Below are 22,863 nucleotides of genomic sequence, written 5' to 3' on the forward strand. Positions count from 1 at the left end.
CGGCCTGCAAAGCCCGCTGCTGTTCCGCTTGCACCTGGCGTTGCTTTTCCTCCAGCAACTGACGCTGCTGTTCCTGGGCGGCACGCAGCGCCTGCTGGGAAGCGGACACCTGCTCGGCACTGCCCGCACCGCTGGTGCGAATCGCCACTCCGGGGCCGGCCATACCCGCCGCGGTATTCCCCGCCACGGTCACCGGGCCGGTCGCCTGAGCTTCAGCCTCCAGGCGCGCCGCACGTTCGGAAGGAAGCTCGAACTTGAAGAGGTACCGGACGGTTTCCGACATGATATTGTCGTTCATCGCCTGGAACATGCGGTAGCCCTCGTCCTTGTATTCGACGAGCGGATCGCGCTGCGCCATGGCGCGCAAGCCAATACCTTCCTTGAGGTAATCCATTTCGTAGAGGTGCTCGCGCCACTTGCGGTCCAGCACGGACAGCACGATCTGGCGTTCCAGTTCGCGCATATTTTCCTCGCCGACTTCCGCTTCGCGCTCCTCGTAATGGGCGTGAATATCATCGGTGAGTTCGCGCTTGAGCGCGGTGCGATCCAGCTGGGAGGGCCCGCCAATCTCATCAAGGTATTCCTCCGCGGTGAATCCGGGAGTGTAGTAGCCCTTGAGGTCCGTCCACAGTGCGGAAAGATCCCACGCTTCCTCATTATCATCGGCGGTGTGGGCGCTGACCACGTCATCCACCACGAAGTCGAGGAAGCCCTGCACCATGGACTCCATATTTTCGCCCTCGAGGATGGAACGCCGCTCGGTGTACACCACGGTACGCTGGTCGTTCATCACGTCGTCGTACTTGAGGACGTTCTTCCGCATTTCCGCGTTCCGCGCCTCATTTTCGGTTTGCGCCCGCGAAACGTTCTTCGACATCTGCTTGGTTTCGATCGGAGCATCGTCGTCCATGGCGTAGCTGAGCATCCGCCCGGCCATGCCCTGGCCCCATAGGCGCAGCAGGTCATCTTCCAGCGAGAGGTAGAAGCGGGATTCGCCCGGGTCACCCTGGCGGCCGCTACGCCCGCGCAGCTGGTTATCGATACGCCGGGATTCGTGGCGCTCCGAACCGAGCACGTACAGACCGCCCAATTCGGCCACTTCTTCGTGTTCGGCCTTGACGGCTTCCTGCTGGCGCGCCAGCTCTTCGGGCCAGGCCGCTTCGTATTCTTCCGGGGTTTCTTCCGGGTCCAGGCCGCGTGCCGCCAGCGCATCCACCGCGCGATGTTCGGGGTTGCCGCCCAGCATAATGTCAGTACCGCGGCCGGCCATATTGGTGGCCACCGTAACCGCGCCCTTACGCCCGGCCTCCGCAACCACGCGCGCTTCCCGCTCGTGCTGCTTCGCGTTGAGAACCTGATGCTCGATGCCTTCACGTGCGAGCAAATCGGAGAGCTCTTCGGAAGCTTCCACCGAGGCGGTACCCACCAGCACCGGCTGGCCCTTTTCGTGGCGCTCCACAATATCTTCCACAACCGCGCGCAGCTTGGCGGCGCGGGTGGGATAAATAAGATCCTGTTCGTCCTTGCGGATCATCGGCTTATTCGTGGGGATGGGAACGACGCCGAGCTTATACGTCGAGGCAAATTCCTCAGCTTCGGTTTCCGCCGTACCCGTCATGCCGGAGAGCTTGTTGTACAAGCGGAAGTAGTTCTGGAGGGTGATCGTGGCCAGAGTCTGGTTCTCCGCCTTGATCTCCACACCTTCCTTGGCTTCAATCGCCTGGTGCATGCCTTCGTTATAGCGCCGCCCGGGCAGCACGCGCCCGGTGTGTTCGTCCACGATGAGCACTTCGCCGTTGAGCACCACGTAATCGCGGTCCCGCTCGAAAAGCTCCTTGGCCTTAATTGCATTATTCAGGTAGCCGATGAGTGGAGTATTGAGGGATTCGTAGAGGTTATCGATACCCAGGGCATCTTCCACCTTGTCAATTCCCGCTTCGAGCACACCCACGGTGCGCTTCTTCTCATCCACTTCGTAATCGGTATCCCGGCGCATACGCAGCACCAAGCGCGCAAATTCGCGATACCACTTATTCGCATCGCCTTCCGCCGGCCCGGAAATAATGAGCGGGGTACGCGCTTCGTCAATAAGAATGGAATCAACTTCGTCAACGATAACGAAATTATGCCCGCGCTGCACCAGCTCACTGGTCCGCCACGCCATATTGTCACGCAGGTAATCGAAACCAAATTCATTATTGGTTCCGTAAGTAATATCCGCATTGTATTGTTCGCGGCGCTGTTCGGGAGTTTGCCCGGTGAGAATACACCCGGTGGTCACCCCGAGGAAGCGGTAGACGCGCCCCATGAGTTCGGACTGGTAGGAAGCCAGGTAATCATTAACCGTGACCACGTGCACGCCCTCACCGGTGAGCGAGTTGAGGTAGGCGGGCATGGTTGCCACCAGCGTTTTACCTTCACCGGTTTTCATTTCGGCAATATTGCCCAGGTGGAGGGCCGCGCCGCCCATCACCTGCACATCATAGGGGCGCTGACCGATGGTCCGCACCGCCGCTTCACGCACCGTGGCAAAAGCTTCGGGAAGGATAGCATCGAGGGTTTCTCCCTCTTTCAGGCGCTCCTTGAAGCTATCGGTTTGCGCGCGCAACTCCTCATCACTCATCGCCGAGATATCACTTTCGAGCGCATTGACCTGCGCGGTGATGTTCTTCAGCTTCTTCAGCGTGCGGCCTTCGCCGGCGCGAAGGATACGATCAATCAAGCGTGCCACTTCGTCGAGCTCCTTACCGTGGGCATACGGATGCAATTGTACGGGGTAGAAGCGCGCCCCGCCGCACCTCTTTCACCATTAGCTTTGCGTTCTTCATTACGCTCAGTTTTTCACCAGCCTAGTGACAGACCTTCGCGCGCTTCTGTGCGTGGTTGCGAGCATAGGTACGACGACGCCGCTACCCCGCCGGCGCGCCCCCTAGGCCGTGCCTGTCAATCGAGACCGTGCGCACCCAACCTAGACCGTGCGCGCCACCACCGAGCGCGCATATTCCGCGAGGGCTTCGCGCACCGCCCCATTCTCCAGGTCAGCAATGGCGGCCACCGCGCGCCCGGCCCATTCCTCGGCAAGCGCCCGGGTTTCATCCATAACCGAATGATTCCGCAACGCGCCAAGCACGGTATCAAGGCGCTGCCCGGCCAGCTCCCCGCGGTCCAATTCCGCCAAGATCGCTAGCCCGGCGTCGTCCAAAATCCCCGCGGCGGCACGTTCCCGCAACAGAATCGTGGGCATGGTGTCCACCGATTCGCGCAGGTCCGTGCCCTGTTCTTTACCGGTTTCTTCGGAAACAACGTCGATATAGTCATCGGCGATCTGGAAAGCGATCCCCACGTTTTCGCCGAATTCTTGCACCTGGGCGGCAACGTGCGCGTACTCAGCTTCCCGGCTCCCGGCCGCCGCATACACGCCTTCGCGCGCGGAAGCCGCAATAAGCGAGCCGGTTTTCCCAGCTAGAACCTCCAGGTAGTGCGCCCGCGGGGACACCCCGGGCGTACGTCCCACGGTTTCCAGGAGCTGCCCGGTGCACAGGCGCCGGAACGTTTCCGCGTAATCCTTGACGGCCCGCGGCCCCAAATCCGCCATCATCGATGAAGCGCGCGAAAAAAGAATATCTCCGGCCATAATCGCCGCGGAATTCCCGTAGCTGCGGTGCGCGGCTGGAACCCCGCGCCGCAGCGGGGCTTCGTCCATAACATCATCGTGGTAGAGGGAAGCCAGGTGGGTCAGCTCCATCGCGACCGCCACGTGCTCGACCCGCTCCGATTCCGGCTCCGGGCCCAGATACCCGCAGAGCAGCGCCAGCGCCGGCCGCATCCGTTTCCCGCCCGCCTCGGCAAGATACGTGGTGATCGGGTCCACGCGCAGGTCACCAAAATGCGTGGCCGCGTCCAGCTTTTTTTCGACGACGCCGAGCCGCTCCCCCACGCGGGTGAGCAGCTCTTCGACAGTCAGGTCTTTCACGATAGCCAATCCTAGCTTTCCGATGGTGCGCCGGCCCGCGGCCCGGTGCCTCAATGCGCCGCCGGCAGGGTAGCGCGGTGCAGCGCAACGATCCCGTTGCACATATTACGGTATTCAACGTCGCGCCACCCGGCCGCGTGCAGCCAGCCAGCCAGAGTGCGTTGATCGGGCCAGTCGATAATCGATTCCATGAGATAGGCGTAGGCCGGGCCATCCGAGGAGGCCAGGGCCGCGACCCGGGGAAGCACGTGGCGCAGGTAGCCGTGGTAGAGGGTGCGGAAAGGCGCGCAGGTGGGAGTGGAAAATTCGGCGATCACCACGTGCCCGCCCGGGCGCGTCACGCGGGCCATTTCTTGGAGGGCCCGCATGGGATCGTGAATATTACGCAGGCCGTAGGAAATAGTCACGGCGTCGAACGTATTATCCGCGAAAGGAAGATCGCAGGCATCGGCCTGCACAAAACGCAAGTCAGGGTGGCGCAGGCGCGCAACCTCGAGCATCCCGTCCGAAAAATCGGCACCCACCACACGCGCCCCCACCCGGGCGAAGTGCTCGGTGGAGGTTCCGGTCCCGCAGGCCAGGTCGAGGATCTCCATCCCCTCGCGAATGCGCAGGGCTTCGGTGACGTAGCGGCGCCACAGCCGCACCTGCCCGAAGCTGAGCAGGTCATTGCTCAGGTCGTAGCGCGGGGCGACCTGGTCGAACATTCCGGCAACGGCGCGCGGATCTTTGCTGAGTTGTGCACGTGCAGACATGCCCTCTATTCAACCAGCTTGGGCGTATTTGGCAAGAGCGGAATTCTATCTGGCTGCGTTGCCGCGCGAAGTCCGCGTGCAGCCGCGTGCACATCCGCACAAAGTCCGCGTGCACATCCGCACAAAGTCCGCGTGCACATCCGCACAAAGTGCCCGGCTTCAGCGCGCGCCCCACGGGACCTCAAACCGGCGAATTTCCAACGGGCGGCGACTAGACTGAAAAAGAAGTCACGAATTGAGGAGTCATCATGTCCCTGCCCACGCCCATGCCAGCTATGACACCGCCGCTGCTGGCCGATGTGCGCCGCGATTTTGGCGCCCGTACCTGGATTGTGGCTCTTATGAGCCCCGTGATCGCGGTGGCGGTCACCTTCCTCGTCACGCTCTTCTTCGCCTGGCTCGGGCTGCGCGGCATGGGCGATCTCGATATGGGCGGGGTGAATCTTGGTGATGTGATCACCGCCCCGAAGTGGGCGGCCCTCACGCTACTGCTGGCCCTGGGTGGCACCGCGCGGGTGGTGGCCGAGCCGAATCTTGTGGATATGAGTTTCTTCGTTCCCGCCCTCACCCTCACCCTCCTTATTGGTCTTATCATTTACTTCCTCAACCAGTGGGTGGGCCGCGGCAAACGCAATTCCACCCTGCTGGTCTGGATTCCGGCCTGGGTTTCGGCCGGGGTGCTGGCGGCGATCGGTGCCGGGCTGGCGGCGTTCATGCGGGTGGACCTGAGCCCGGGCGGGGCCGTCATGGGGCAGCCCATTCCGCCACTGGCTCTGCAGGCCAGTCCCCTGTTCACCGCGCTCACCTGCCTCCCGCTCGGGCTTTTCGCCGCGGGCTTCGGGCGCATGACCACTGTGAAATCCACCCCGCGTAACCGTTTCACCCTCACGGCGGCCTCCTCTATTCCCACCTACGCGCACGCGGTGCGCCTGGCCTTCACCGCGTTTATCCTGGTGAGCTGCATTTCCGCCCTCGCCTTCGGCATTGACCTCATGGTGCGCCAAGATGCCAAGATCGCGTGGCTCCTCCTGGCCTTCCCCTTCTTCCTCACCACCGGGGTGATGACCATGTTCGGGGCGGTGGGCGCGTCCTTCGCGGCCGAATATGATGCCACCGGCCTGGGCATGGGCGTGAACGCCCAGGGTGATACCACTTTCCTGCTCTGGGATAACCTGGCCACCGCGCCGGCCATCGTTGCGCTTATCTCCATGGTGCTGGTGCTGGTGTGGACGGCCTACCGCTGGGGCCGCTCGCGCGATCCGCGTATGGAATTCGGTGCTATTGCCTGGACGGTGATGCCCTTCGGTTTCGGGGCCACCACCGCGGTGATCTGGGGCATTACCCGCGGCTCCGCCAAGATGGCGGCGCAGGGCATGGACCTGGCCAGCGCCAGTTACGACCTGCACTGGTACCTCATTTTCATCGGGATTGGCCTGGGCCTGGTGGTGGAAGCCTTCTCGCGGCCCTTCCGCACCCGCCCGCCCGAAACGATGGCCACGGGCTACCTCACCCCGCACGCCTCGGATATCCCGCATCATCCTTCCGTTCCCGGCGCCCCGGGCGGGATGCCCTTGCATCCGGAGTATCCGGGAACCCCGGTTGCGCCGGCTCCCCAGCAGCCGCAACCGCCGGTACAGCCGCCGATGCAGGCCCAGCCACCGCACGCACCGGCGCCCCGCCCCGAAGACCTGGCCTAAACCCTAGCGCGGGCTAGGTGATGCGCTCGGAGCGTTCCCCTCGATAGAATAGGCGGCCGTGGCAACTGTTACTGATTGGCTCGAAGGGGCGCGCGTTCGCACCCTTCCCGCGAGTGTCTCCCCCGTTATCGCCGGGGCCGGGATCACCCTGTGGGAAGGGACGCTGTACGGCCCGATTCTGGCCCTGGCTTTCGCGCTCGCCCTACTGTTGCAGATCGGCGTGAATTTCGCGAATGACTATTCCGATGGCATCCGCGGCACCGACGATCACCGCACCGGCCCGCCCCGCCTCACCGGCGGCGGCACCGTGCGCCCGGGCGTGGTGCTCGCAGTGGCCCTCACCTGCTTTGGCCTGGCGGCGCTCGTGGGCCTGGTGATTATTGCCTGGTGCGGGCAGTGGTGGCTTATCGCGGTGGGCGTGGGCGCGCTGCTGGCCGCCTGGTTCTATACCGGCGGGCGCCCCCCCTACGGCTATATGGGCTTAGGCGAAGTCTTTGTTTTTATTTTCTTCGGTTTGGTCGCCACCGCCGGCACCGTCTATATCCAGAGCGGCACGGTTCCCTGGCAAGCCTGGGTGGCCGGCAGCGCCGTCGGCCTCATTGCCTGCGCCATTCTCATGGCTAACAATATCCGCGATATTCCCACCGACGCTGTCACCGGGAAACGTACCCTCGCGGTGCGTCTGGGTGATACGTGGGCGCGGCGCGTTTATGTTCTTATGCTCGCGGTGGCGATGGGCTGCGGCGTCGTGCTGGCGTTCACGCCGAGCACCCACCAGGCGTCCCTCCTCCTCTACCTCCCCGCTTTCGCCATCGCTGCGCGCAATAGCTGGCGGATGCTCAGCCGCGGCCCCTCCCGCGCGCAGGGGCGTGCTCTCATCCCGGTCCTGAAAACTACCGGTATTACCGAGCTCGCTTTCGCGCTGGCGGTGCTGGTCTCGTTCTGGGCCAGTTCGCTCTTGGTCTAGGTGCCTGCAGCCTCCGCGCGCTAGCGACTAAGATGGTGGTATGGCCCGAGTAATTATGGCACTTCTTGCCGTCAGCATCTGGATTTACGGCATCATTGACGTCATCCGCACGGACACCACCCGCATGCCGGGCCGGCTGCGTAAGCCGGCGTGGCTCGCCCTCACGGTTCTGGTGCCGGTTCTCGGGTCGCTGCTGTGGATCGCTTTTTCTTTCCCGGTCAAGTTCCCGCAGCAAAATATTTCGCTCGGCTCTTTTGGGCGGGGTCGCTCTTCGTCGCAGCGGCGCCGTCGCCCCGTTGCGCCCGACGATGATCCGGACTTCCTGTCCCGTTTGGACGCAGAAAACCGTTTCCGCGAATGGGAGCGGCAACAGAAGGAGAACGACGCCGCACCCGACGCCGCATCGGACTCCCCCAGCGCCGGTGAATCGAAAGACGCGGGCAGCCCGGAAGCTGGCGGCGCGCAGCCAGGTAATCCGGAGGAACCTGAGGGCCGACCGGCATCCCAGCCGCCCGCGCAGGATTAACCCGCTAGTTTCTGCGAATCGCTCAGCCCCGCCAGTCCGGCGGGGCTATCTCTATCTTCGCGTCTCGCCTAGTCCCCGCGGTTTTCGTCCGCCGCGGAGACTCCCGGGGTAATATCGCGCGCCCGGGCCAGCAGTTCAGCCGCGGGTTCGGCGTAATCCACCGCCACCAGGCTGGTGCCCTGGAACGTCAACGAAGTCACCGAGCACAGCGCGCACTGGCGCCGGCGCGGATCGTGAGCGAGGGAACGACCTTCCACGAAGGAACGCAGCGTCCAAATCGGAAGCTGGTGGGATACCAGCACCGCCTCACCGCCGCGGGCCGCTGCCAGCCCGCGGCGTACCGCATTCGTCATGCGCGCGGCAATATCCGTATAGGGTTCCCCCCAGGAGGGCCGGAAGGGGTTGATGTACCACGGCCAGAATTTCGGGGAGGCCAGAATCCAGCGATTCCGGTTGACATTAATGCCCTCGAAATTATTACCCGCTTCGATGAGGTTGGCATCGGTGCCAACCTCAAGATCGAAAAGTTCAGCGGTGGGGGTGGCAGTTTCAATAGCCCGCTCCAGGGGCGAAGATATCACCGCCCGCACATCGTGACCGCGGAAGAAATCCCGAACACTGCCGGCCATCTCCCGGCCCAGATCGGTGAGGTGAAAACCGGGTTGGCGGCCGTACAGTTCGCCGCTGGGGTTATCCACCTCTCCGTGGCGGACCAGGTGAACAACTGTTACGTCAATCATGATGCCAGTCTACGGCACCGGGAGCTGCCAGCCGGACCCCAAGCCCCCTCGCTTGGGAAATTCACTTGAAAAGCGCCATCCGACCGGCGCGCCCGAGAATACCTACGTGCCCGAACGCCTACCAAATATCGGCGGCGTTGCCCACCAGGCGAGTGCACAGCTCGCCCATCTTGAGGAAGTCATCATGACCGAGTTTGTCCACGAGGTGAGCGCGAACCGAGATCACGTGGGTAATGGCCGCCTTTTGCAGCAGCTTGAAACCTGCATCCGTGAGCGTGCAATCCACCCCGCGCCGGTCATGCGCGTTGGCGGAGCGTGCCACCAGGCCGCGCGCCTCCAGGCGGCGGACGGTGTGGGTAAGCCGCGAGCGGGAATGTACCATCACATCGGCGAGAGTCGACATCCGCATGCAGCGATTTTCCGCCTCGGAAAGGCGGGCCAGAACGTCATATTCGTTCAATGACAGATTGTGATTGACCATGAGTGCGTGGTTGAGCGCCTCTGAGGTCACGGCTGTCGCGCGCAGATACGCGCGCCAGGCAAATTGTTCCTCTTCAGAAAGCCAGCGAACTTCCGCGGCCATGAGATTCATCCCTTCGTCAGGCACGATGTCACGTCGTGACATTAACGGCAACTCACACGGGGTGTGCGAGTCTTCATTACGTCGTTGCGCCCGCGCCGGACGCAACACATCCAGCTTGCGCTGGATGAACGATGACGCCACTTCTCCCCCATTTTCCCACGCGGGAACCCAGGAGCGAAAGGCCTTAAGTGGTGCTTGTAGCGCGGTACCGCGCGCAGCACGCCCGTGCCTGGCGAAGCGCCGTCGACCACAGCATCACGTGAAGTATACCTTTGTACGAACGCAACTCAGAGTTACATTCTCTTTTTAGGAAGGTCACCCTTACCTAGGTAGTAATAATGATAAGTATTTTTGCCCGAATTGTCAAGGTTTGCTCGATGAGCATCCCATGAATATGTGAGCACTTTCACTTGCCCCTTGATTTCGATGCCGAGGCGTTAAAACAAAGGATAAAACAAAAAGGCCCGGACATCCGGGCCCTTCCGCACGCGGGGAACTACTTCTTGTTCCGACGCTGGTGGCGAGTTTTACGCAGCAGCTTACGATGCTTTTTCTTCGACATACGCTTGCGGCGCTTCTTAATAACGGAACCCACAGGCACCTCCAAAACTAGATCGCGGGGAATCGCCCCGATGGAACATCACAGTATCTTACCGGCCCGCGCCCGCCTATGCGTAGCGCGTGAATCAGAACACGGTTAAATTCACAACCGCTCCGGGCCTGCCACCGTTTCTAGCGCCCCTTTTCGAGCGACTCTTTTCGGGCGACGACGCCGCATCGGCCACGGACCGCACTATTCCCCAACCGCGCGCTGTTGCGGGACGCTATTTCCAGTCAGGAGTGCTTCAACAGCGCTGGCGGGTACCCGGTAGGAGCTTCCCACCCGCACGGCCGGCAGATCGCCGGCGTGAACCATGCGGTAGACGGTCATCTTCGAGACACGCGTCAATTCAGCCACTTCCGCGACGGTGTAAAACTGCGGAGACGAAGGCATTTGCATCTGGTTCATCCCATCATCCTGGAGTAATTTTTTGCCACATCGGCAACAGCTACAGCAAGGATATCCCATATTCTCAGCATTCACAGCATTTTCTGCATGTTATGTGCCGCTTTTCCGTGAGGTACGTGGCAGGGGAATATACTACGGAACAGGTACGCGGCGTTTTTCCTGGCCGCAGCCGCTAGCTCGAGGACCCGGAGGACGCCCATGGCAGCACACCCTGAGGTGGCATCCGCGCGCCTGAGCTGGCGTGATCGGCTGGCGGCCGTGGGTGGACGCGTGGATCGGGTGGCGCGGGATCGCCCCGCGCGCCTGGCGCTCCTTATTTTTGCACTCATTATTTTGTTCCTCACTGCCGCGCTTTCTTTGCCGCTGGCAACCACCACGGGGAAGAGCGCGCCGTTTATTGATGCGCTTTTTACCGCGACCTCGTCCGTGTGCGTGACTGGCTTGGTGACGGTTGATACCGCGACGTACTGGTCGGTGTGGGGCCAGCTTTTTATTTCTTTCGGGCTCATTGTGGGCGGCCTGGGCGTGATGACGCTGGCCTCGATTCTGGGGCGGGCGGTTTCCCGCCATGTGGGTCTCACGCAGCGCATGCTTACCGCGGAGGAGAATCAGTCGAGCCTGGGCGAGGTAGGTACGCTGCTGCGCGCGGTGATTATTGTGGCGTCGACGGCGCAAGCTATTTTGTTCCTGGCCCTCCTCCCCTTCTTTTTGCGCAATGGCGAGGCCCTGCTTCATGCTCTCTCGCATTCCTATTTCATGGCGGTCTCCATCTTTAATAACGGTGGCTTTGTGATCATGCCGGAGGGCGTGAGCCCGTATGTGGGGCAGTGGGCGCTGACTATCCCGATTATTTTGGGCACTGTTGCCGGGGCCATTGGGTTCCCGGTTGTTTTGGATATGTGGCGTAATCGTTCACGCCCGCGTAAATGGTCGGTCACCACGAAGATCACGCTGGTCACCTATATCAGCTTGGCGGTGCTCGGCGCGGTTTTCCTGGCGGTGCTGGAATGGAATAACCCGAATACCCTGGGCAATTTGGCGGTGGCCGATAAAATCAACGCCGCGCTCACGCTGTCGGTGGATGCCCGTTCCACGGGTTTGACCACTATTGATGTGGGTGCGATGGGTGAAACATCGTGGATCCTCCTTGATTCGCTCATGTTCATTGGTGGCGGTTCGGCTTCCGCGGCGGGCGGCATTAAGGTGACGACTTTCGCGGTGCTGTTGCTGGCTATTCGGGCCGAGGCGCGCGGTGATCGCGATACCGAGGCTTTCGGGAAGCGCATCCCGGCCGAGGTGTTGCGCTTGGCTATTGCGGCAACGTTCGCCGGCGGGATCATGGTGGTGACCGGTTCGGTGGCGCTGCTTCAGCTCACGAATTTCACCTTCTCGGAGATTCTGGTCGAGGTGATTTCCGCTTTCGCTACCTGCGGTTTGAGCACGGGGATTACCGGGGCGCTACCGGCCAGCGCGAAGTTCGTGCTGGTGCTCCTCATGTTCTTTGGGCGCACGGGCACGATGACGCTCGCTGCTGCATTGGCGCTGCGTTCACGACGCCGCACCATCCGGCTGCCCGAAGAGCGGCCGATTATCGGCTAAGCGGGCAGATGGCTTATCCCGGGGTTACCTACGCGAGCTTCGACGCTTGGTGCCGGCTGAGCCGCCGTCGTTCCGAAGAATGCTGCGCAAAGAGGAGAGGAACAAAAGCACCGCAACCACTATGGCCGGGGCGAGAGCGTTCGGGGTTGCCGGCGGGAAAATACGGTTGAGGAGAGTCACCGTAAGAAAAGCGACCCCGCCGCCAATCGCAGCCACCACCAGCGCTTTAAGAACGCCTACCGCGAGCGCGCGCCAATCCTTCATAACATCCCCTACCTACCCAGATTTCCATTTTCTTAAACACAGAATTTCAGTTCGACCTCTAGTCAAGCCGATCATTGCTTGGCATGAAAAGCGGGATGCTCGAAAGGGGCATATCGAGTTCCCTAGCAACGCTCATGAGTTTGCCGGCCAAAACTGGCCATACTAGCTCAACAACATCAGCATGCTGAACATTTTCACGAGACACTTGGTTGCCTATACGAACCCGGGCTTTAACATGCGAAGAATACATCTGTCTTCCAGCGTCTTCAGCCATAAGGCCCATGGTCACATCAACGAAAACAGTACCCTGAAATTCTCCTGCGAGTTCGAGAATTTTGGAGTCAATCTTCATCTTGCACTCGAGCGTATCAGGGCGAGTCTCCAAGCTTCCGTTAACTTCACCGGAGACTTCCAAAAATCTCACTTGTTGCACATCATCCTTGAGTAACATATTCAACCCCCACGTCAGGAACCGACTCGTCAATAGTTTCAGTCCAGCTGTACGAGTAATCACGGTCAAGATCTTCGACCGTATAGGAGATGGCTGCACCGATAACCACAGCGTAAAGCTGAAGAGTATGAATCGTTGGATTAGTTATGCCCGACTCCAACTCAGAAACCGCAGATTGCGTGGTGCACATTCTGCTTGCAACAGTTTCTTGAGAAAGACCTTTGCGCATCCGTATGGCTTTAAGTTCGCGCAGTAGACGCCGCCTACGGGCCGCCTGGAGGCGTGACCTCTCACGAACTACGAGCAGACTTTCTTCCATCACATTCCCCTTCATATCGGATATATACGATACACATTTACTCTAGCAGTTGTATCCATGCTTCACCACGCTCTTGAGCCAATGCGATACTTGCGTTTTGTTCTTCCTTCCACCGCGGGCCTGCGGACTTGACAGCGAGACAGAGAGAAACAAGCCCTTCCCATTCTTCAGGCTCGCCATAATAGATCCTCACATGGAACGTCGCTTCCCCAATAGGAAAAGAACTGAGCAGACGTATTTCCGCGACTCCTGGCCGGCTCTTACAACGAGTTACCGCCTTGTACTCAAGATCACCAAACGCAGCGGAATCGAGCAGTTCTTCAATTTCACCGGCTAGGTACATAGCGGTATTCAAACCAGCACCCTCACCTCCAAAAAGCTGGAGGATGGTCGCAAAATCTTGAGAGAGCCAGCACCCCGGATCATCCCATCTAGCTTCAATACCCACAGACCCAGGCCCTGGGTGAGCCCAACGGTAGGTATGCGTCACAATGTCACGCCCGCGATTGGCGCGAGTGCGTAGCGTGCCTTCCTGTGCCATAACGAACTTGTACATGCATTCATGGTCGCACGGGCTTACGACATGAATTTTGGCGTGGAGCGTTAGACTACGAGCCAGAGATATTGTGATCGGAGAAAGGGCGGCTATGCCGGATACGCGCGACGAACAAGCCATCCTCGTGGTGGGGCTGGGGCGTTTTTCGACCGCCATCGCCACCACGCTCGATGATTTGGGGCGTGACGTGCTCGTCGTCGAAAGGAATCCCGATACCGCGCAGCGGTGGAGCCATCGCTTGCGGGTGGTGGAAGGGGATGCCACCAGTATGGAGGTGCTCGACCAGGTGGGCGCGGGGGATTTCACCGTGGCCGTGGTGGGCGTGGACACCTCGCTGGAGGCTTCCGTGCTGGTGACCGCGAACCTGGTTGATCTGGGGATTCCGCAGATTTGGGCGAAGGCGGTTTCGCGTGCGCACGGCCGTATTTTGCGACGCATCGGCGCCCACCACGTCATTTATCCGGAGTAGGACGCCGGTACGCGCGTGGCACATATGGTCTCGGGCAGGATGCTCGACTATATCGAGATGGAGGACGGCTTCTCCATCGTGAAGATGCGCCCGCCGCGGGAAATTCGCGGTTTCACCATCGCGAAATCGCGTATCCGTGAGCGTTTCGGGGTGCGGATTATCGGGGTGAAGGCACCGAATCAGCCCTTTGAATACGCCACCGAGGACACCCTCATCGGGGCAGATGACACGATTATCGTGTCCGGTGATACCGAGCTATTGGAGGAGTTCGCTAACCGGCAGGGGTGGATCCCTGCGGTGGGTTCGGCTCGGTAACGGGCTCGACTCAGTAGGGATTCGGTAGCGATTCGGTAGCGACTTTTAGCTCGCGATTTTTATGTCGTAGGCCCCCTCTAGGATGGTGGCATGGCAAAACAACCGGCAACCGTGTACGAATGCAGCGAGTGCGGGTGGTCCACCGGCAAATGGATGGGCCGCTGCGCGCGGTGCGGCTCGTGGGGCACGCTTGATCAACACAGTCCGGCCGCACCCTCCGCGGCTCCGGCCGCTTTAGCACCAACTTCACCGGCGCAACCCATCACCTCGGTGCCGGCTACCGCCGCGCGGAAAATTCCCACCGGGGTATCCGAATTGGATCGGGTGCTGGGCGGTGGTTTGGTTCCCGGCGCGGTAATTTTGCTTGCCGGGGAACCGGGGGTGGGCAAATCTACCCTGCTCTTGGATGTGGCGGCGAAGGCCGCGCGGGCTGCGGCGCGCTTGGGGCGGGCGCCGGTCCTCTATATTTCCGGGGAGGAATCGGCTTCCCAGGTGCGCTTGCGCGGGGAGCGCATCGGGGCGATGGATGAGCATCTGCTTCTTGCTTCGGAAAGTGATATCGGGCGGGCCCTCGGGCATATTGAAAACGCCCGGCCTTCCCTTCTTATTGTGGACTCGGTGCAGACCTTGGCCGATGCTGAGGTAGCGGGAACTGCGGGCGGGCCGGCGCAGGTGCGGGCCGTGACCGCGGCGCTCGTGAGCGTGGCCAAAACGCACGGACTGCCGGTGGTGCTGGTCGGGCACGTCACGAAAGATGGTTCCATTGCCGGGCCGCGCGTCCTGGAACACCTGGTTGATGTGGTCTGCCAGTTCGAAGGGGATAAACACTCGCGGCTGCGTTTGGTGCGCGCGGTGAAGAATCGGTATGGGGCTACCGATGAAGTCGGGTGTTTTGAGCTCACCGAAAGCGGGATTGTGGGCCTACCCGATCCCTCGGGGTTGTTCCTTTCCGCCCGGGATCACACCGTGCCCGGCACCTGTGTATCGATGACTCTGGAAGGGCGGCGGCCCATGCCGGTGGAAGTCCAGGGCCTGGTGGTTCCTTCGTCCGGGCGGCCGCAGCGCACCAATTCCGGGGTGCTTTCCGCGCGGGTGGCCATGATGGTCGCGGTGCTGCAATCACGCCTGGGCTTGAGCCTGGATCAGAAAGATATTTTTGTGTCCACGGTGGGCGGGGCGCAGGCAAGCGAACCGGCCGCGGATGCCGCGATTGCTTTGGCGCTGGCCTCGGCCTATATGGATCTGCCGCTTGCTCCCGGGGTGATCGCCATCGGGGAAGTGGCCCTTACCGGGGAACTCCGCCCGGTCACCGGCCTCCCCCAGCGCCTGAACGAAGCTGCCCGGCTCGGTTTCACCCTCGCCATTGTTCCCGAACGCACCGATAGCTCGAAGCTCCCCGCGGGGATTCGGGTGCAACGCTGCGCGGATATCCGCCAGGCCCTGGAAGCGGTGCTTCCCACCGGGTAAGCCGCTAAGGCCGGGCATAGATGGCGTAGGCACAGAAAGAAAGTGGTACCTGCGCGGCGGGCCCCGGTTAGTTCGCCGGCTCGGAATCCCCTTCCGGCGCGGGTGCTTCGGCACCTTCACCGCTGCCGGCCTCGGGAGCGGGTGCCGCTTCTTGGTTCTCGCTTTCCGTGCCATTTGCCGCGGGGCTCGGATCCGCGCTGGGCGCCGGGCTAGCATCCGTGCTCGGTTCGGCCCCGGCCTCATCATCCGGGCGGGCGGGCTGCTTGCCGCCCCCGGTAATCAGCTCAAAGACGGCGGTAGCGGGAGAAGCTGCGCCGTCGGCAAAAATAGCTTCCGCCTTATACGTGCCCGGTGTGGACAGCGAGCCCGCACTGCCGCACCCGGCACCCTCGTTCCCGCCCGGCCATGTCACCGTGGTCACGGCGTCCATCCCGCGATCCAGCAGCAGACGGCGATGTTCATCCCCGGCCTGGCACGCCGCGGTATTCGCCACCTGGTGCCCGCCGGACGTAATCGACACATTGAGGTTGCCCCACCCGGCATCCACATAGCACGGATTCGTGGTCGATTTATTCGTCAGTTCCACGGAGAAAGATACCGGCGCGCCCGCACCGCGTTCGTTATTCGTCACCCGCATCCGCAGCATATCCGGAGTGCAGGCCACCGGCTCGTAGAAAGCGGTCGGGACCGCAGCCTGGGCTTCCGCGTGCTCCTGAGAACGCGAGGCCGCAAATTTAAACGTCACCACCGCGCCGATCACAATCGCGAGCGCGGCAAAAATCCACAGCCAATGCTTCGGCTCCAAACGCGCGAAAATCGAAGTCTTTTCCCGAACCCGGCTCTGGCCGCGCGGGCCCGCCGGTACCGGGCGGCGCCGGCGAGTAGAAGCCTGGCGCTCCCGGCTAGTGCGCTGGCGGGCACGCTCCTGCCCGGCACGTTCGCGAGGCGAACGCACTCGAGTGGTTCGCTGGCCTGCGCGTTCGCGGGGAGAGCGCTGGCCGGAGCGTTCACGAGTAGTGCGCTCCCGAGTAGTCCGTTCCCGCGCGCTGCGCTCCCGATTGACTTGCTCCCGGCCTGAGCGCTGCCGAGCCGCCGGTGCACTCGTCTGGCCGCTGCGCTGCCCGCGTTCCGAAGGCGCCGATTGTGCCGAGCGCCGCGGCCGCGCAGCCTGCGCCCCGCGCTCCGAGCTCCGTTCCGCCTCGCGCTCTTTCCCGCGGACCGGGCGTTCACGCTGGCTTTCCCCGCGCCTCACTCGCGCGGTTCGCCCAGCCTGCTCCTCGCGCCGCTCGCGGCCACGCCGCGGCGCACCACCCGTGGGCCGCTTATGCGCGCGGCGCTCTCCGCCCGTTTCTTTCACGGATCCACGGTACCAAAACGTGCATAATCCCCGCGTTTCCGGCACACTACAGATAATGCTCAAGAATCTTTTAAGGTGGTACGACGGCGCAGCGCGGCCACTACCGTGGCGCGCGCCCGGCACCTCCCCGTGGGCAATCCTGGTATGCGAAGTGATGAGCCAACAAACCCCCGTCGCCCGGGTCGCGCCCGCCTGGCGGGCCTGGCTGGAACGCTGGCCCACCCCGGCCGACCTCGCCGCGGCCGCCCCCGCGGACGTGCTCATTATGTGGGACAGGCTCGGCTACCCGCGCCGAGCCCTGCGCCTGCGTGAATGCGCTATTGCCCTGGTGGAACGGCACGGCGGCCGCGTCCCGCGCACCCGCGCCGAACTCCTCGCCCTGCCCGGCATCGGCCCCTATACGGCCGACGCGCTCCTCGCCTTCGCCTTCCAGGAACGCTCGGTTGTCCTCGATACGAATATTCGCCGGGTCCTCGCTCGGGTATACGACGGCGTTGCTCTGCCGCCCGCCCATCAAACAGTTCGAGAACGCGAGCGGGCCGCTGCGCTTGTTCCCGCGGATGGCCCGAGCGCGGCGCGCTGGAACGCGGCCCTCATGGAGCTGGGCGCCCTGGTGTGTACCGCACGCGAACCGGCCTGTTCGGGGTGCCCGCTGCGCACCGAGTGCCGCTGGCTGGCGGCCGGGAAACCAAAGAATGCCGCCCCGCGCACCACCCAGAAATTCACCGGGACCCAGCGGGAAGCCCGCGGAAAAATCATGGCGGTCTTGCGCAAGCACCGTGGCGGATGTGCAAGACCGGACTTACTGCGCACTAGTCATCTGAGCGAGGAGCGTTTCGCTCCTGCCCTCGCCTCGCTCCTCGAGGATGGGCTCGCTCAGGAAAGCGAAGGCCGCTACCACCTACCTACCGCTGCGGGCGCGAGCACCTAAGCGACCGGAAGCGGAAGATGTACCGAAGTGGCTGGAGCCGAAAAGTCCACTGGCGTCACCGGAAGCGGAGGTGCCCCCGGAATCGCTGGAGCCGAGGTGGCCTAGAACGTCAGCTAGAAATACCGTGGTATCCGCGATGACGCGGGCGGCTTCAGGCAAAAGCCGCACTCGCTGGAGAAAAGCGTGCATCACCCCGGGAATAACCTCCAGGCGTACGCGCACCCCGCTCACCTCGAGGTGCGTAACCAGCGCCTGACTATCGGCCAGCAGCGGATCACACTCCCCCACCGCGAGGAAAACGGGCGGGCAGCCGCGCAGCTCGGTGCGCAGCAGCGCGGTATCCGGGGCCGTGGCCCGCTCGGTGGGCGAAGAAAAATAGAGGGAGTCGTAGTAGGCGCGATCCGCGGGGCTCATTCCATCGGCGGTATCACCGCCATCCGCAGTATCAATATCGCTCGTAGTATCCGTATTACATGCGGGCTTGCCCAGCGATTCGCAAGCGGCAGTGGCTGCGGCAGTAGCTGCGGTAGCGGGCAGGCCGTATTCGCCGTAGTACAAAACAAGTGCGCTTATCCGCGCCGCAACCCGCTTCCGGGCTGCGGTCTCGGACGCGTCCGCGTGAGCCACGCCCTCACCAGTCAACCGCTTGAGCCGCCACCAAGTCCCTAAGCTCAGGGTTGCCCCGCAAGAATCCCCCACCAGCACGATAGGACAGTTGGGAAAGCGGCGGGCCAGCTCGATAACCACGTCCTCACATTCCTCGGATATGCGCGGGTAGCGCGCCCCGGGCGCCAAAGTGTAATCCACGCTCACCACCGCGGCACCGGTAGCGGCGGCCAGCTCGCGGGTGAGGCGGTCATGGGTGGCCGGGCTGCCCACGCAGTAGCTCCCGCCGTGCAGATACACGATGATGGGCCGGGTGGCGCCCGCCGGGAGCTGCGTCGTCGTACCTAATTCGGTAGGTGAAAGTGCGCGGCGCCCCGTTGGTGAAAGTGCGCCGCACCCTACGGGCGAAAGCGAACCGCACCCCGCGATCCGCGCATCCCGCAGCGGCGAATAGACCCGCACCGGAACCGGGCCGTGCCGGGTCGGAAGCGTATCCGCACGCCACGCAACCTGCGGCCCGCCCTCATTCCACCAGCGGTGCTCGGCTTCGTAACGCGCCTGCATGGCGGCGGGTTCCCCGTGCCCGTGATGCGGGAGGGCGAGCCGGGCGTCCTGCGCCAGGGCCGCCCGCATCGAGGCCGATAATCTCACGTCCGAGCTAGACATAAAGTCATCATAAAGGCCCGAACCGCCCCGGTACGATGAAGGAATGCCTTGTAGCCCCGCGCTGCTCGCCGTGCCGAGCCAGCTTTCCGCAGTCCTCACGAATAAAACCCTCCTCGCGAATACCTCCCTCCTCACCGGTACCACGTTCACGCCCGTACCCGATGCGGTCGGCGGGCAGCTGTGGCTTTCCGCGCTCCTGGCGGCGCTTCCGCTTCTGGTGTTCTTCGTGCTCCTTGGGGTGTTTTCCATTGCCACGCACTGGTGTTCCCTTATTTCCCTCGGCCTGGCCCTGGTCATCGCCGTGACCGGTTTCGGGATGCCGGCGGACCTGGCCGGACTCTCCGCCCTGCAAGGCGCGGCATTCGGGCTTTTCCCCATCTGCTACATCGTGATTATGGCGGTGTGGCTCTACAACCTCACCGAAAGCTCGGGGCGCAGTAAGGACGTCCAGGCGGTCTTCGCGGCGCTGGGCCGCGGGGATATGCGGGTGCAGACCATCCTCATCGGTTTTATTTTCTGCGGCCTCATCGAAGGGCTGGCCGGATTTGGCGCACCGGTTGCCATTAGCTGCGCCATGCTGCTGGCCATCGGCCTACCTCCGGTCAAGGCAGCGCTGGCCACCATGGTGGGCAACGGCATCAACGTGGCCCTGGGCGCCATGGGTATTCCCCTCACCACCGTGGCCCGCATGGGCGGGGTGGCTGATCCCATGGACGTGGCCGCGGTAGCCGGGCGTATTATCCCGGTGGTGGCCGTGGGCGTGCCCCTCCTCCTCGTTTTTATCGTGGACGGCAAACGCGGGGTGAAAGACACCTGGCCGGTGGCCCTCACCGCCGGCATCGGCATGGTGGCCGGGCATGTGATCGCCTCGAATTTCATTTCTCACGAACTCATCGCTGTGATCGCCTCCCTTCTTTCCTTCGCTCTCACCGCCGTGCTGCTCACCCGCTGGCGCCCGGCCCGCACCCCGACCGAATTCGCCAGCGCCCCCGCGGGTGAGAAAATCTCCGCCAGCCGGGTATTCCTGGGCCTGCTCCCCTACCTGCTGGTTGTGGTGGTCCTCGCGGTCACCAAATTGTGGCGGGTTACCGTTCCGGGCACCTCCGGCCCGGGTGGTGCGAGCGGCCCCGGCAGCCCCACTGGCGCGGCCGGCGCCGGCGCCCCGCGCCGCATCGAATTCCTGGCCCAAACCGATATCAGCTTCGGCTGGCCCGGCCTACACGGGCACCTGGTGGACCAGGCCGGTAACGCCCTGTCCACCACCACCTTTACTTTCAACTGGCTCTCCTCCCCGGGGACGATGCTGTTCCTCACCGGAGTGGTGGTCACCGCGGTGTACGCGCGGTGTTCCTCCGGCGGGCGCTACCCCTATTCCTTCCGCACCGGCCTGGCCACCCTGGGTGCCACCGTGGCGAACCTGGCCGTGACTGTGGGAACGATTGCCACCATTATGGCCCTCGCCTACGTCATGAATTTCTCCGGCCAAACCCAGGCCATCGGTGCTTTCATGGCCCTGGCCGGCACCGCTTTCGCGGCGCTTTCCGCCTTCCTCGGGTGGATCGGCACCGCGGTGACCGGATCGGCTACCTCCTCGGCCGCGCTCTTCGGGAACCTGCAAGCCACCGCGGCCGCCGGGGCCGGCATCGACCCGCATCTCCTCCTGGCCGCCAACCAGCTCGGGGGCGGGCTCGGGAAAATCGTCAGCCCGCAAAACCTCGCGATTGCGGCCACCGCGGTACGCGCCCCGGGCAGCGAACCGGAACTGCTGCGCCGCGGAGCTGCCTATTCGCTCGGGTTGCTCGCGCTGCTGACCCTCGTCGTCGTGCTGGCCGCGAGCGGGGTGCTGAGCTTCATTACCGCGTAAAACGGACGCGCGCTGCGGCTAGCCAACCGGGGCGTCTGCTCTGCAACTAGCCAAGCCGCGCACTCGCTCGGCAACTAGCCAACCGGCACACCCGCCGTACAGCTAGCCAGCCCGGTCGCACTGGCCTACCCTGGAGAGCATGGCTTTTGAACAAATTACCGACGCTGTTGCTTTCCACGCCGAAGGCCCGGTGTGGTCGGAAAGCTGGGGCGGGCTGCGTTTCGTTGATATGCTGGCCGGCGACCTGCTCACCCTGCGTAGTGATGGCGGAGTGGATCGCCTGGCCACCGGCTCGAAAATCGCGGCATTTGTGCGCCCGCGCACTGGCGGAGGTTACGTCGTCGCCACCGAACGCGGGCTGGCCTTAGCCGATACCGCCACGGCCGCCCCGCGCACGGCCGCAACCCTGTGGAACAGCCCCGCGTACCGCATGAACGAAGGCACCGCGGATCCGTGGGGCTACCTCTACGCCGGCTCCATGCCCTACACCCGCGACGCCACCACCCGCGGCACGGCGCGCCTCTACCGCATCTCCCCCACCCTCGAGGTCAGCGTGGTTTTGAGCGATGTCACCACCTCGAACGGCATCGGTTTTTCGCCCGACCGCACCCGTGCCTACTACATCGACACCTCCACGCGCGCGATTTCTGTTTTTGAGGTCGACGACGCAGGCGCACTTCAGCATCGCAGCGACTTCCACCGCGTGGAAGGTGCGAGCCCGGACGGGCTGACCGTCGACAGCGAAGGGAATGTGTGGGTGGCCCTCAACCGGGCCGGCATCATCCGGGTCCTTGATCTGAGCGGGCAGATCGTGCAGGAATACCAGCTCCCGGTGACCGGGACCACTGCGGTGACCCTGGGCGGTGAGGATGGCAAGGATGTTTTCGTGACCGTCTCACGTGAAAATGATGATTCGCGGGGCGCGGGGGCGCTGTGGTGGATGGACGGGCCGGTGGCCGGCCAACCTACCTTGCCTTTTGCGGGGTGACACCGCCGGTATGGGCAAGCACCGCGCCCGCGTCCACCCCGAGCCGGGCCTGGCGTGCCCGCTGTAAGGCGCGCAGTGCCTCCCAGGCACTCTCCTGCCCCAGCAACACCGCGTCAATGAGCCGATCCTGCGCTTGCTCCAGCACACTATCTGCGCGGCCGGCATCGGAGCGGACTGCCCCAGTGCGGCTGGCATTAGAGCGGCTAGCATCAGCACCGCGGGCCTCCGCCCGGCTGGCCGCGTACAGCATGGTGTGGAAGGTGAGCGGGCGGTGGAGTGCTTCCAGGCGCTTCGAACCGGAAACTTCCACGAGGGTGTGCAGCACCCGGCTGGGCTGCTCCCCGCGGGCCGCGCGCAGCGGGCGCAAGTCCGGGTGGCCGGCCATAATCCGCGCCAGCGCTAGGGATTCACTAATCTCCAGCAGCGCCACGATCTCAGGAATCTCGAAGCCGTCCACGGTAACTACCCGCGGGTGTTTACGTGCTTCGCGCTCGACCAAACCGTCCGCAATCAAGGATTCGACCGCGATGCGGGCGGTGGAACGGGCCACCGAATATTCCTCCGCAATCGCGGCTTCGGCCAGGCGCTCCCCCGGCGCGATATTTCCGGAAAGGATGCGTTCACGCAGGTGGTCAGCCAGATCATCGGCAAGCCGGCGAGCCATCAGCACTCCTTTCCTCCGCGGGATAACGAGCTGGGTGAGTACCCGCTCCCGCCTTATCCTAGGTAAACTGACTGTCAGTTTCCACTGTGATTTTACG

At 63.2% G+C, this 22,863-nt stretch carries 21 protein-coding genes and 2 pseudogenes; 9 read left to right on the plus strand and 14 right to left on the minus strand.

The window, feature by feature from the left end:
* Positions 1-222: 222 nt before the first annotated feature.
* The 3 genes and pseudogenes from secA to CZ322_RS01435 form a co-directional block, all read right to left on the minus strand.
* Positions 223-2,731 (minus strand): annotated as a pseudogene (gene secA / locus CZ322_RS01425) (preprotein translocase subunit SecA); the annotation flags it as partial.
* Between the two features lie 237 nt (positions 2,732-2,968).
* Positions 2,969-3,973, minus strand: coding sequence for a polyprenyl synthetase family protein (locus CZ322_RS01430; RefSeq protein WP_087069915.1), 1,005 nt, complete (start codon positions 3,971-3,973; stop codon positions 2,969-2,971).
* Between the two features lie 50 nt (positions 3,974-4,023).
* A complete protein-coding gene (locus CZ322_RS01435; RefSeq protein WP_087069916.1) occupies positions 4,024-4,728 on the minus strand; it encodes a demethylmenaquinone methyltransferase in 705 nt (234 codons plus the stop codon).
* 248 nt (positions 4,729-4,976) lie between these two features.
* Between CZ322_RS01435 and CZ322_RS01440 the strand changes: the two genes are divergently transcribed.
* The 3 genes from CZ322_RS01440 to CZ322_RS01450 are packed head-to-tail and all read left to right on the plus strand — an operon-like array spanning position 4,977 to position 7,918.
* Complete coding sequence (locus CZ322_RS01440; protein WP_143231799.1) at positions 4,977-6,425, plus strand: hypothetical protein; 1,449 nt, start codon at positions 4,977-4,979, stop codon at positions 6,423-6,425.
* Between the two features lie 58 nt (positions 6,426-6,483).
* On the plus strand, positions 6,484-7,392 hold the full coding sequence (locus tag CZ322_RS01445) for a 1,4-dihydroxy-2-naphthoate polyprenyltransferase (protein WP_087069918.1): 909 nt from the start codon (positions 6,484-6,486) through the stop codon (positions 7,390-7,392).
* 40 nt (positions 7,393-7,432) lie between these two features.
* Positions 7,433-7,918 carry a PLD nuclease N-terminal domain-containing protein gene (locus CZ322_RS01450; protein WP_234984409.1) on the plus strand — a complete coding sequence of 162 codons (486 nt, stop codon included), beginning with the start codon at positions 7,433-7,435 and terminating at the stop codon, positions 7,916-7,918.
* A gap of 68 nt (positions 7,919-7,986) precedes the next feature.
* On the opposite strand, the gene CZ322_RS01455 is transcribed toward CZ322_RS01450, so the two are convergent.
* The 4 genes from CZ322_RS01455 to CZ322_RS01470 form a co-directional block, all read right to left on the minus strand.
* Positions 7,987-8,658, minus strand: a complete 672-nt coding sequence (locus CZ322_RS01455) for a histidine phosphatase family protein (protein ID WP_087069919.1) — start codon at positions 8,656-8,658, stop codon at positions 7,987-7,989.
* Positions 8,659-8,776: 118 nt separating this feature from the next.
* Positions 8,777-9,283 (minus strand): MarR family winged helix-turn-helix transcriptional regulator, encoded by a 507-nt coding sequence (locus CZ322_RS01460; RefSeq protein ID WP_087069920.1) that lies wholly within the window; start codon positions 9,281-9,283, stop codon positions 8,777-8,779.
* Between the two features lie 454 nt (positions 9,284-9,737).
* A complete protein-coding gene (locus CZ322_RS01465) occupies positions 9,738-9,842 on the minus strand; it encodes a 30S ribosomal protein bS22 (RefSeq protein ID WP_425541650.1) in 105 nt (34 codons plus the stop codon).
* A gap of 192 nt (positions 9,843-10,034) precedes the next feature.
* Positions 10,035-10,241, minus strand: a complete 207-nt coding sequence (locus CZ322_RS01470) for a helix-turn-helix domain-containing protein (RefSeq protein ID WP_234984538.1) — start codon at positions 10,239-10,241, stop codon at positions 10,035-10,037.
* 207 nt (positions 10,242-10,448) lie between these two features.
* Here CZ322_RS01470 and CZ322_RS01475 point away from each other — a divergent pair, with 207 nt between their 5' ends.
* Positions 10,449-11,849, plus strand: a complete 1,401-nt coding sequence (locus CZ322_RS01475; protein ID WP_026428671.1) for a TrkH family potassium uptake protein — start codon at positions 10,449-10,451, stop codon at positions 11,847-11,849.
* A gap of 24 nt (positions 11,850-11,873) precedes the next feature.
* Here the strand turns inward: CZ322_RS01475 and CZ322_RS01480 are convergent, their stop codons facing one another.
* The 4 genes from CZ322_RS01480 to CZ322_RS01495 are packed head-to-tail and all read right to left on the minus strand — an operon-like array spanning position 11,874 to position 13,331.
* Positions 11,874-12,113 carry a hypothetical protein gene (locus tag CZ322_RS01480; RefSeq protein ID WP_087069922.1) on the minus strand — a complete coding sequence of 80 codons (240 nt, stop codon included), beginning with the start codon at positions 12,111-12,113 and terminating at the stop codon, positions 11,874-11,876.
* A 58-nt stretch (positions 12,114-12,171) separates the two neighbouring features.
* Complete coding sequence (locus CZ322_RS01485) at positions 12,172-12,564, minus strand: hypothetical protein (RefSeq protein WP_143231800.1); 393 nt, start codon at positions 12,562-12,564, stop codon at positions 12,172-12,174.
* Complete coding sequence (locus CZ322_RS01490) at positions 12,548-12,898, minus strand: helix-turn-helix domain-containing protein (RefSeq protein WP_101595295.1); 351 nt, start codon at positions 12,896-12,898, stop codon at positions 12,548-12,550. Before CZ322_RS01490 ends, CZ322_RS01485 begins: the two co-directional genes overlap by 17 nt.
* 22 nt (positions 12,899-12,920) lie before the next feature.
* Positions 12,921-13,331: a hypothetical protein gene (locus tag CZ322_RS01495; RefSeq protein WP_143231801.1), complete on the minus strand. Its 411-nt coding sequence runs from the start codon at positions 13,329-13,331 to the stop codon at positions 12,921-12,923.
* A 199-nt stretch (positions 13,332-13,530) separates the two neighbouring features.
* Between CZ322_RS01495 and CZ322_RS01500 the strand changes: the two are divergent.
* A pseudogene (locus CZ322_RS01500) lies at positions 13,531-14,223 on the plus strand (potassium channel family protein).
* A 90-nt stretch (positions 14,224-14,313) separates the two neighbouring features.
* Positions 14,314-15,690 (plus strand): DNA repair protein RadA, encoded by a 1,377-nt coding sequence (gene radA, locus CZ322_RS01505; RefSeq protein WP_087069926.1) that lies wholly within the window; start codon positions 14,314-14,316, stop codon positions 15,688-15,690.
* Between the two features lie 67 nt (positions 15,691-15,757).
* Here radA and CZ322_RS01510 read toward each other — a convergent pair whose 3' ends face one another.
* Entirely contained in the window at positions 15,758-16,645 is an 888-nt protein-coding gene (locus CZ322_RS01510; protein ID WP_143231802.1) for a hypothetical protein, read from the minus strand.
* A gap of 457 nt (positions 16,646-17,102) precedes the next feature.
* On the opposite strand from CZ322_RS01510, the gene CZ322_RS01515 reads away from it, so the two are divergent.
* Positions 17,103-17,978: an HhH-GPD family protein gene (locus CZ322_RS01515; RefSeq protein WP_087069928.1), complete on the plus strand. Its 876-nt coding sequence runs from the start codon at positions 17,103-17,105 to the stop codon at positions 17,976-17,978.
* Here the strand turns inward: CZ322_RS01515 and CZ322_RS01520 are convergent.
* A complete protein-coding gene (locus tag CZ322_RS01520) occupies positions 17,949-19,250 on the minus strand; it encodes an alpha/beta hydrolase fold domain-containing protein (protein ID WP_087069929.1) in 1,302 nt (433 codons plus the stop codon). The genes CZ322_RS01515 and CZ322_RS01520 overlap by 30 nt on opposite strands.
* A gap of 43 nt (positions 19,251-19,293) precedes the next feature.
* Here CZ322_RS01520 and CZ322_RS01525 point away from each other — a divergent pair, with 43 nt between their 5' ends.
* Positions 19,294-21,114: an L-lactate permease gene (locus tag CZ322_RS01525; protein ID WP_180948658.1), complete on the plus strand. Its 1,821-nt coding sequence runs from the start codon at positions 19,294-19,296 to the stop codon at positions 21,112-21,114.
* Between the two features lie 139 nt (positions 21,115-21,253).
* A complete protein-coding gene (locus CZ322_RS01530; protein ID WP_087069930.1) occupies positions 21,254-22,102 on the plus strand; it encodes an SMP-30/gluconolactonase/LRE family protein in 849 nt (282 codons plus the stop codon).
* On the opposite strand, the gene CZ322_RS01535 is transcribed toward CZ322_RS01530, so the two are convergent.
* A complete protein-coding gene (locus CZ322_RS01535) occupies positions 22,080-22,766 on the minus strand; it encodes a GntR family transcriptional regulator (RefSeq protein WP_087069931.1) in 687 nt (228 codons plus the stop codon). The two genes, CZ322_RS01530 and CZ322_RS01535, sit on opposite strands and share 23 nt — an antisense overlap.
* Positions 22,767-22,863 lie beyond the last annotated feature (97 nt).

The organism is Actinotignum timonense (assembly GCF_900155575.1).
GTDB lineage: Bacteria > Actinomycetota > Actinomycetes > Actinomycetales > Actinomycetaceae > Actinotignum > Actinotignum timonense.

Bases quoted from the DNA above. Each gene is read 5' to 3' on its own strand.
- CZ322_RS01450 (WP_234984409.1), top strand. From the start codon at position 7,433: ATGGCCCGAGTAATTATGGCACTTCTTGCCGTCAGCATCTGGATTTAC.
- CZ322_RS01525 (WP_180948658.1), top strand. From the start codon at position 19,294: ATGCCTTGTAGCCCCGCGCTGCTCGCCGTGCCGAGCCAGCTTTCCGCA.
- CZ322_RS01435 (WP_087069916.1), bottom strand. From the start codon at position 4,728: ATGTCTGCACGTGCACAACTCAGCAAAGATCCGCGCGCCGTTGCCGGA.
- radA (WP_087069926.1), top strand. From the start codon at position 14,314: ATGGCAAAACAACCGGCAACCGTGTACGAATGCAGCGAGTGCGGGTGG.
- CZ322_RS01490 (WP_101595295.1), bottom strand. From the start codon at position 12,898: ATGAAGGGGAATGTGATGGAAGAAAGTCTGCTCGTAGTTCGTGAGAGG.
- CZ322_RS01485 (WP_143231800.1), bottom strand. From the start codon at position 12,564: ATGTTACTCAAGGATGATGTGCAACAAGTGAGATTTTTGGAAGTCTCC.
- CZ322_RS01535 (WP_087069931.1), bottom strand. From the start codon at position 22,766: ATGGCTCGCCGGCTTGCCGATGATCTGGCTGACCACCTGCGTGAACGC.
- CZ322_RS01460 (WP_087069920.1), bottom strand. From the start codon at position 9,283: ATGTCACGACGTGACATCGTGCCTGACGAAGGGATGAATCTCATGGCC.
- CZ322_RS01470 (WP_234984538.1), bottom strand. From the start codon at position 10,241: ATGCAAATGCCTTCGTCTCCGCAGTTTTACACCGTCGCGGAAGTGGCT.
- CZ322_RS01520 (WP_087069929.1), bottom strand. From the start codon at position 19,250: ATGTCTAGCTCGGACGTGAGATTATCGGCCTCGATGCGGGCGGCCCTG.
- CZ322_RS01455 (WP_087069919.1), bottom strand. From the start codon at position 8,658: ATGATTGACGTAACAGTTGTTCACCTGGTCCGCCACGGAGAGGTGGAT.
- CZ322_RS01475 (WP_026428671.1), top strand. From the start codon at position 10,449: ATGGCAGCACACCCTGAGGTGGCATCCGCGCGCCTGAGCTGGCGTGAT.
- CZ322_RS01440 (WP_143231799.1), top strand. From the start codon at position 4,977: ATGTCCCTGCCCACGCCCATGCCAGCTATGACACCGCCGCTGCTGGCC.
- CZ322_RS01515 (WP_087069928.1), top strand. From the start codon at position 17,103: ATGCTCAAGAATCTTTTAAGGTGGTACGACGGCGCAGCGCGGCCACTA.
- CZ322_RS01480 (WP_087069922.1), bottom strand. From the start codon at position 12,113: ATGAAGGATTGGCGCGCGCTCGCGGTAGGCGTTCTTAAAGCGCTGGTG.
- CZ322_RS01530 (WP_087069930.1), top strand. From the start codon at position 21,254: ATGGCTTTTGAACAAATTACCGACGCTGTTGCTTTCCACGCCGAAGGC.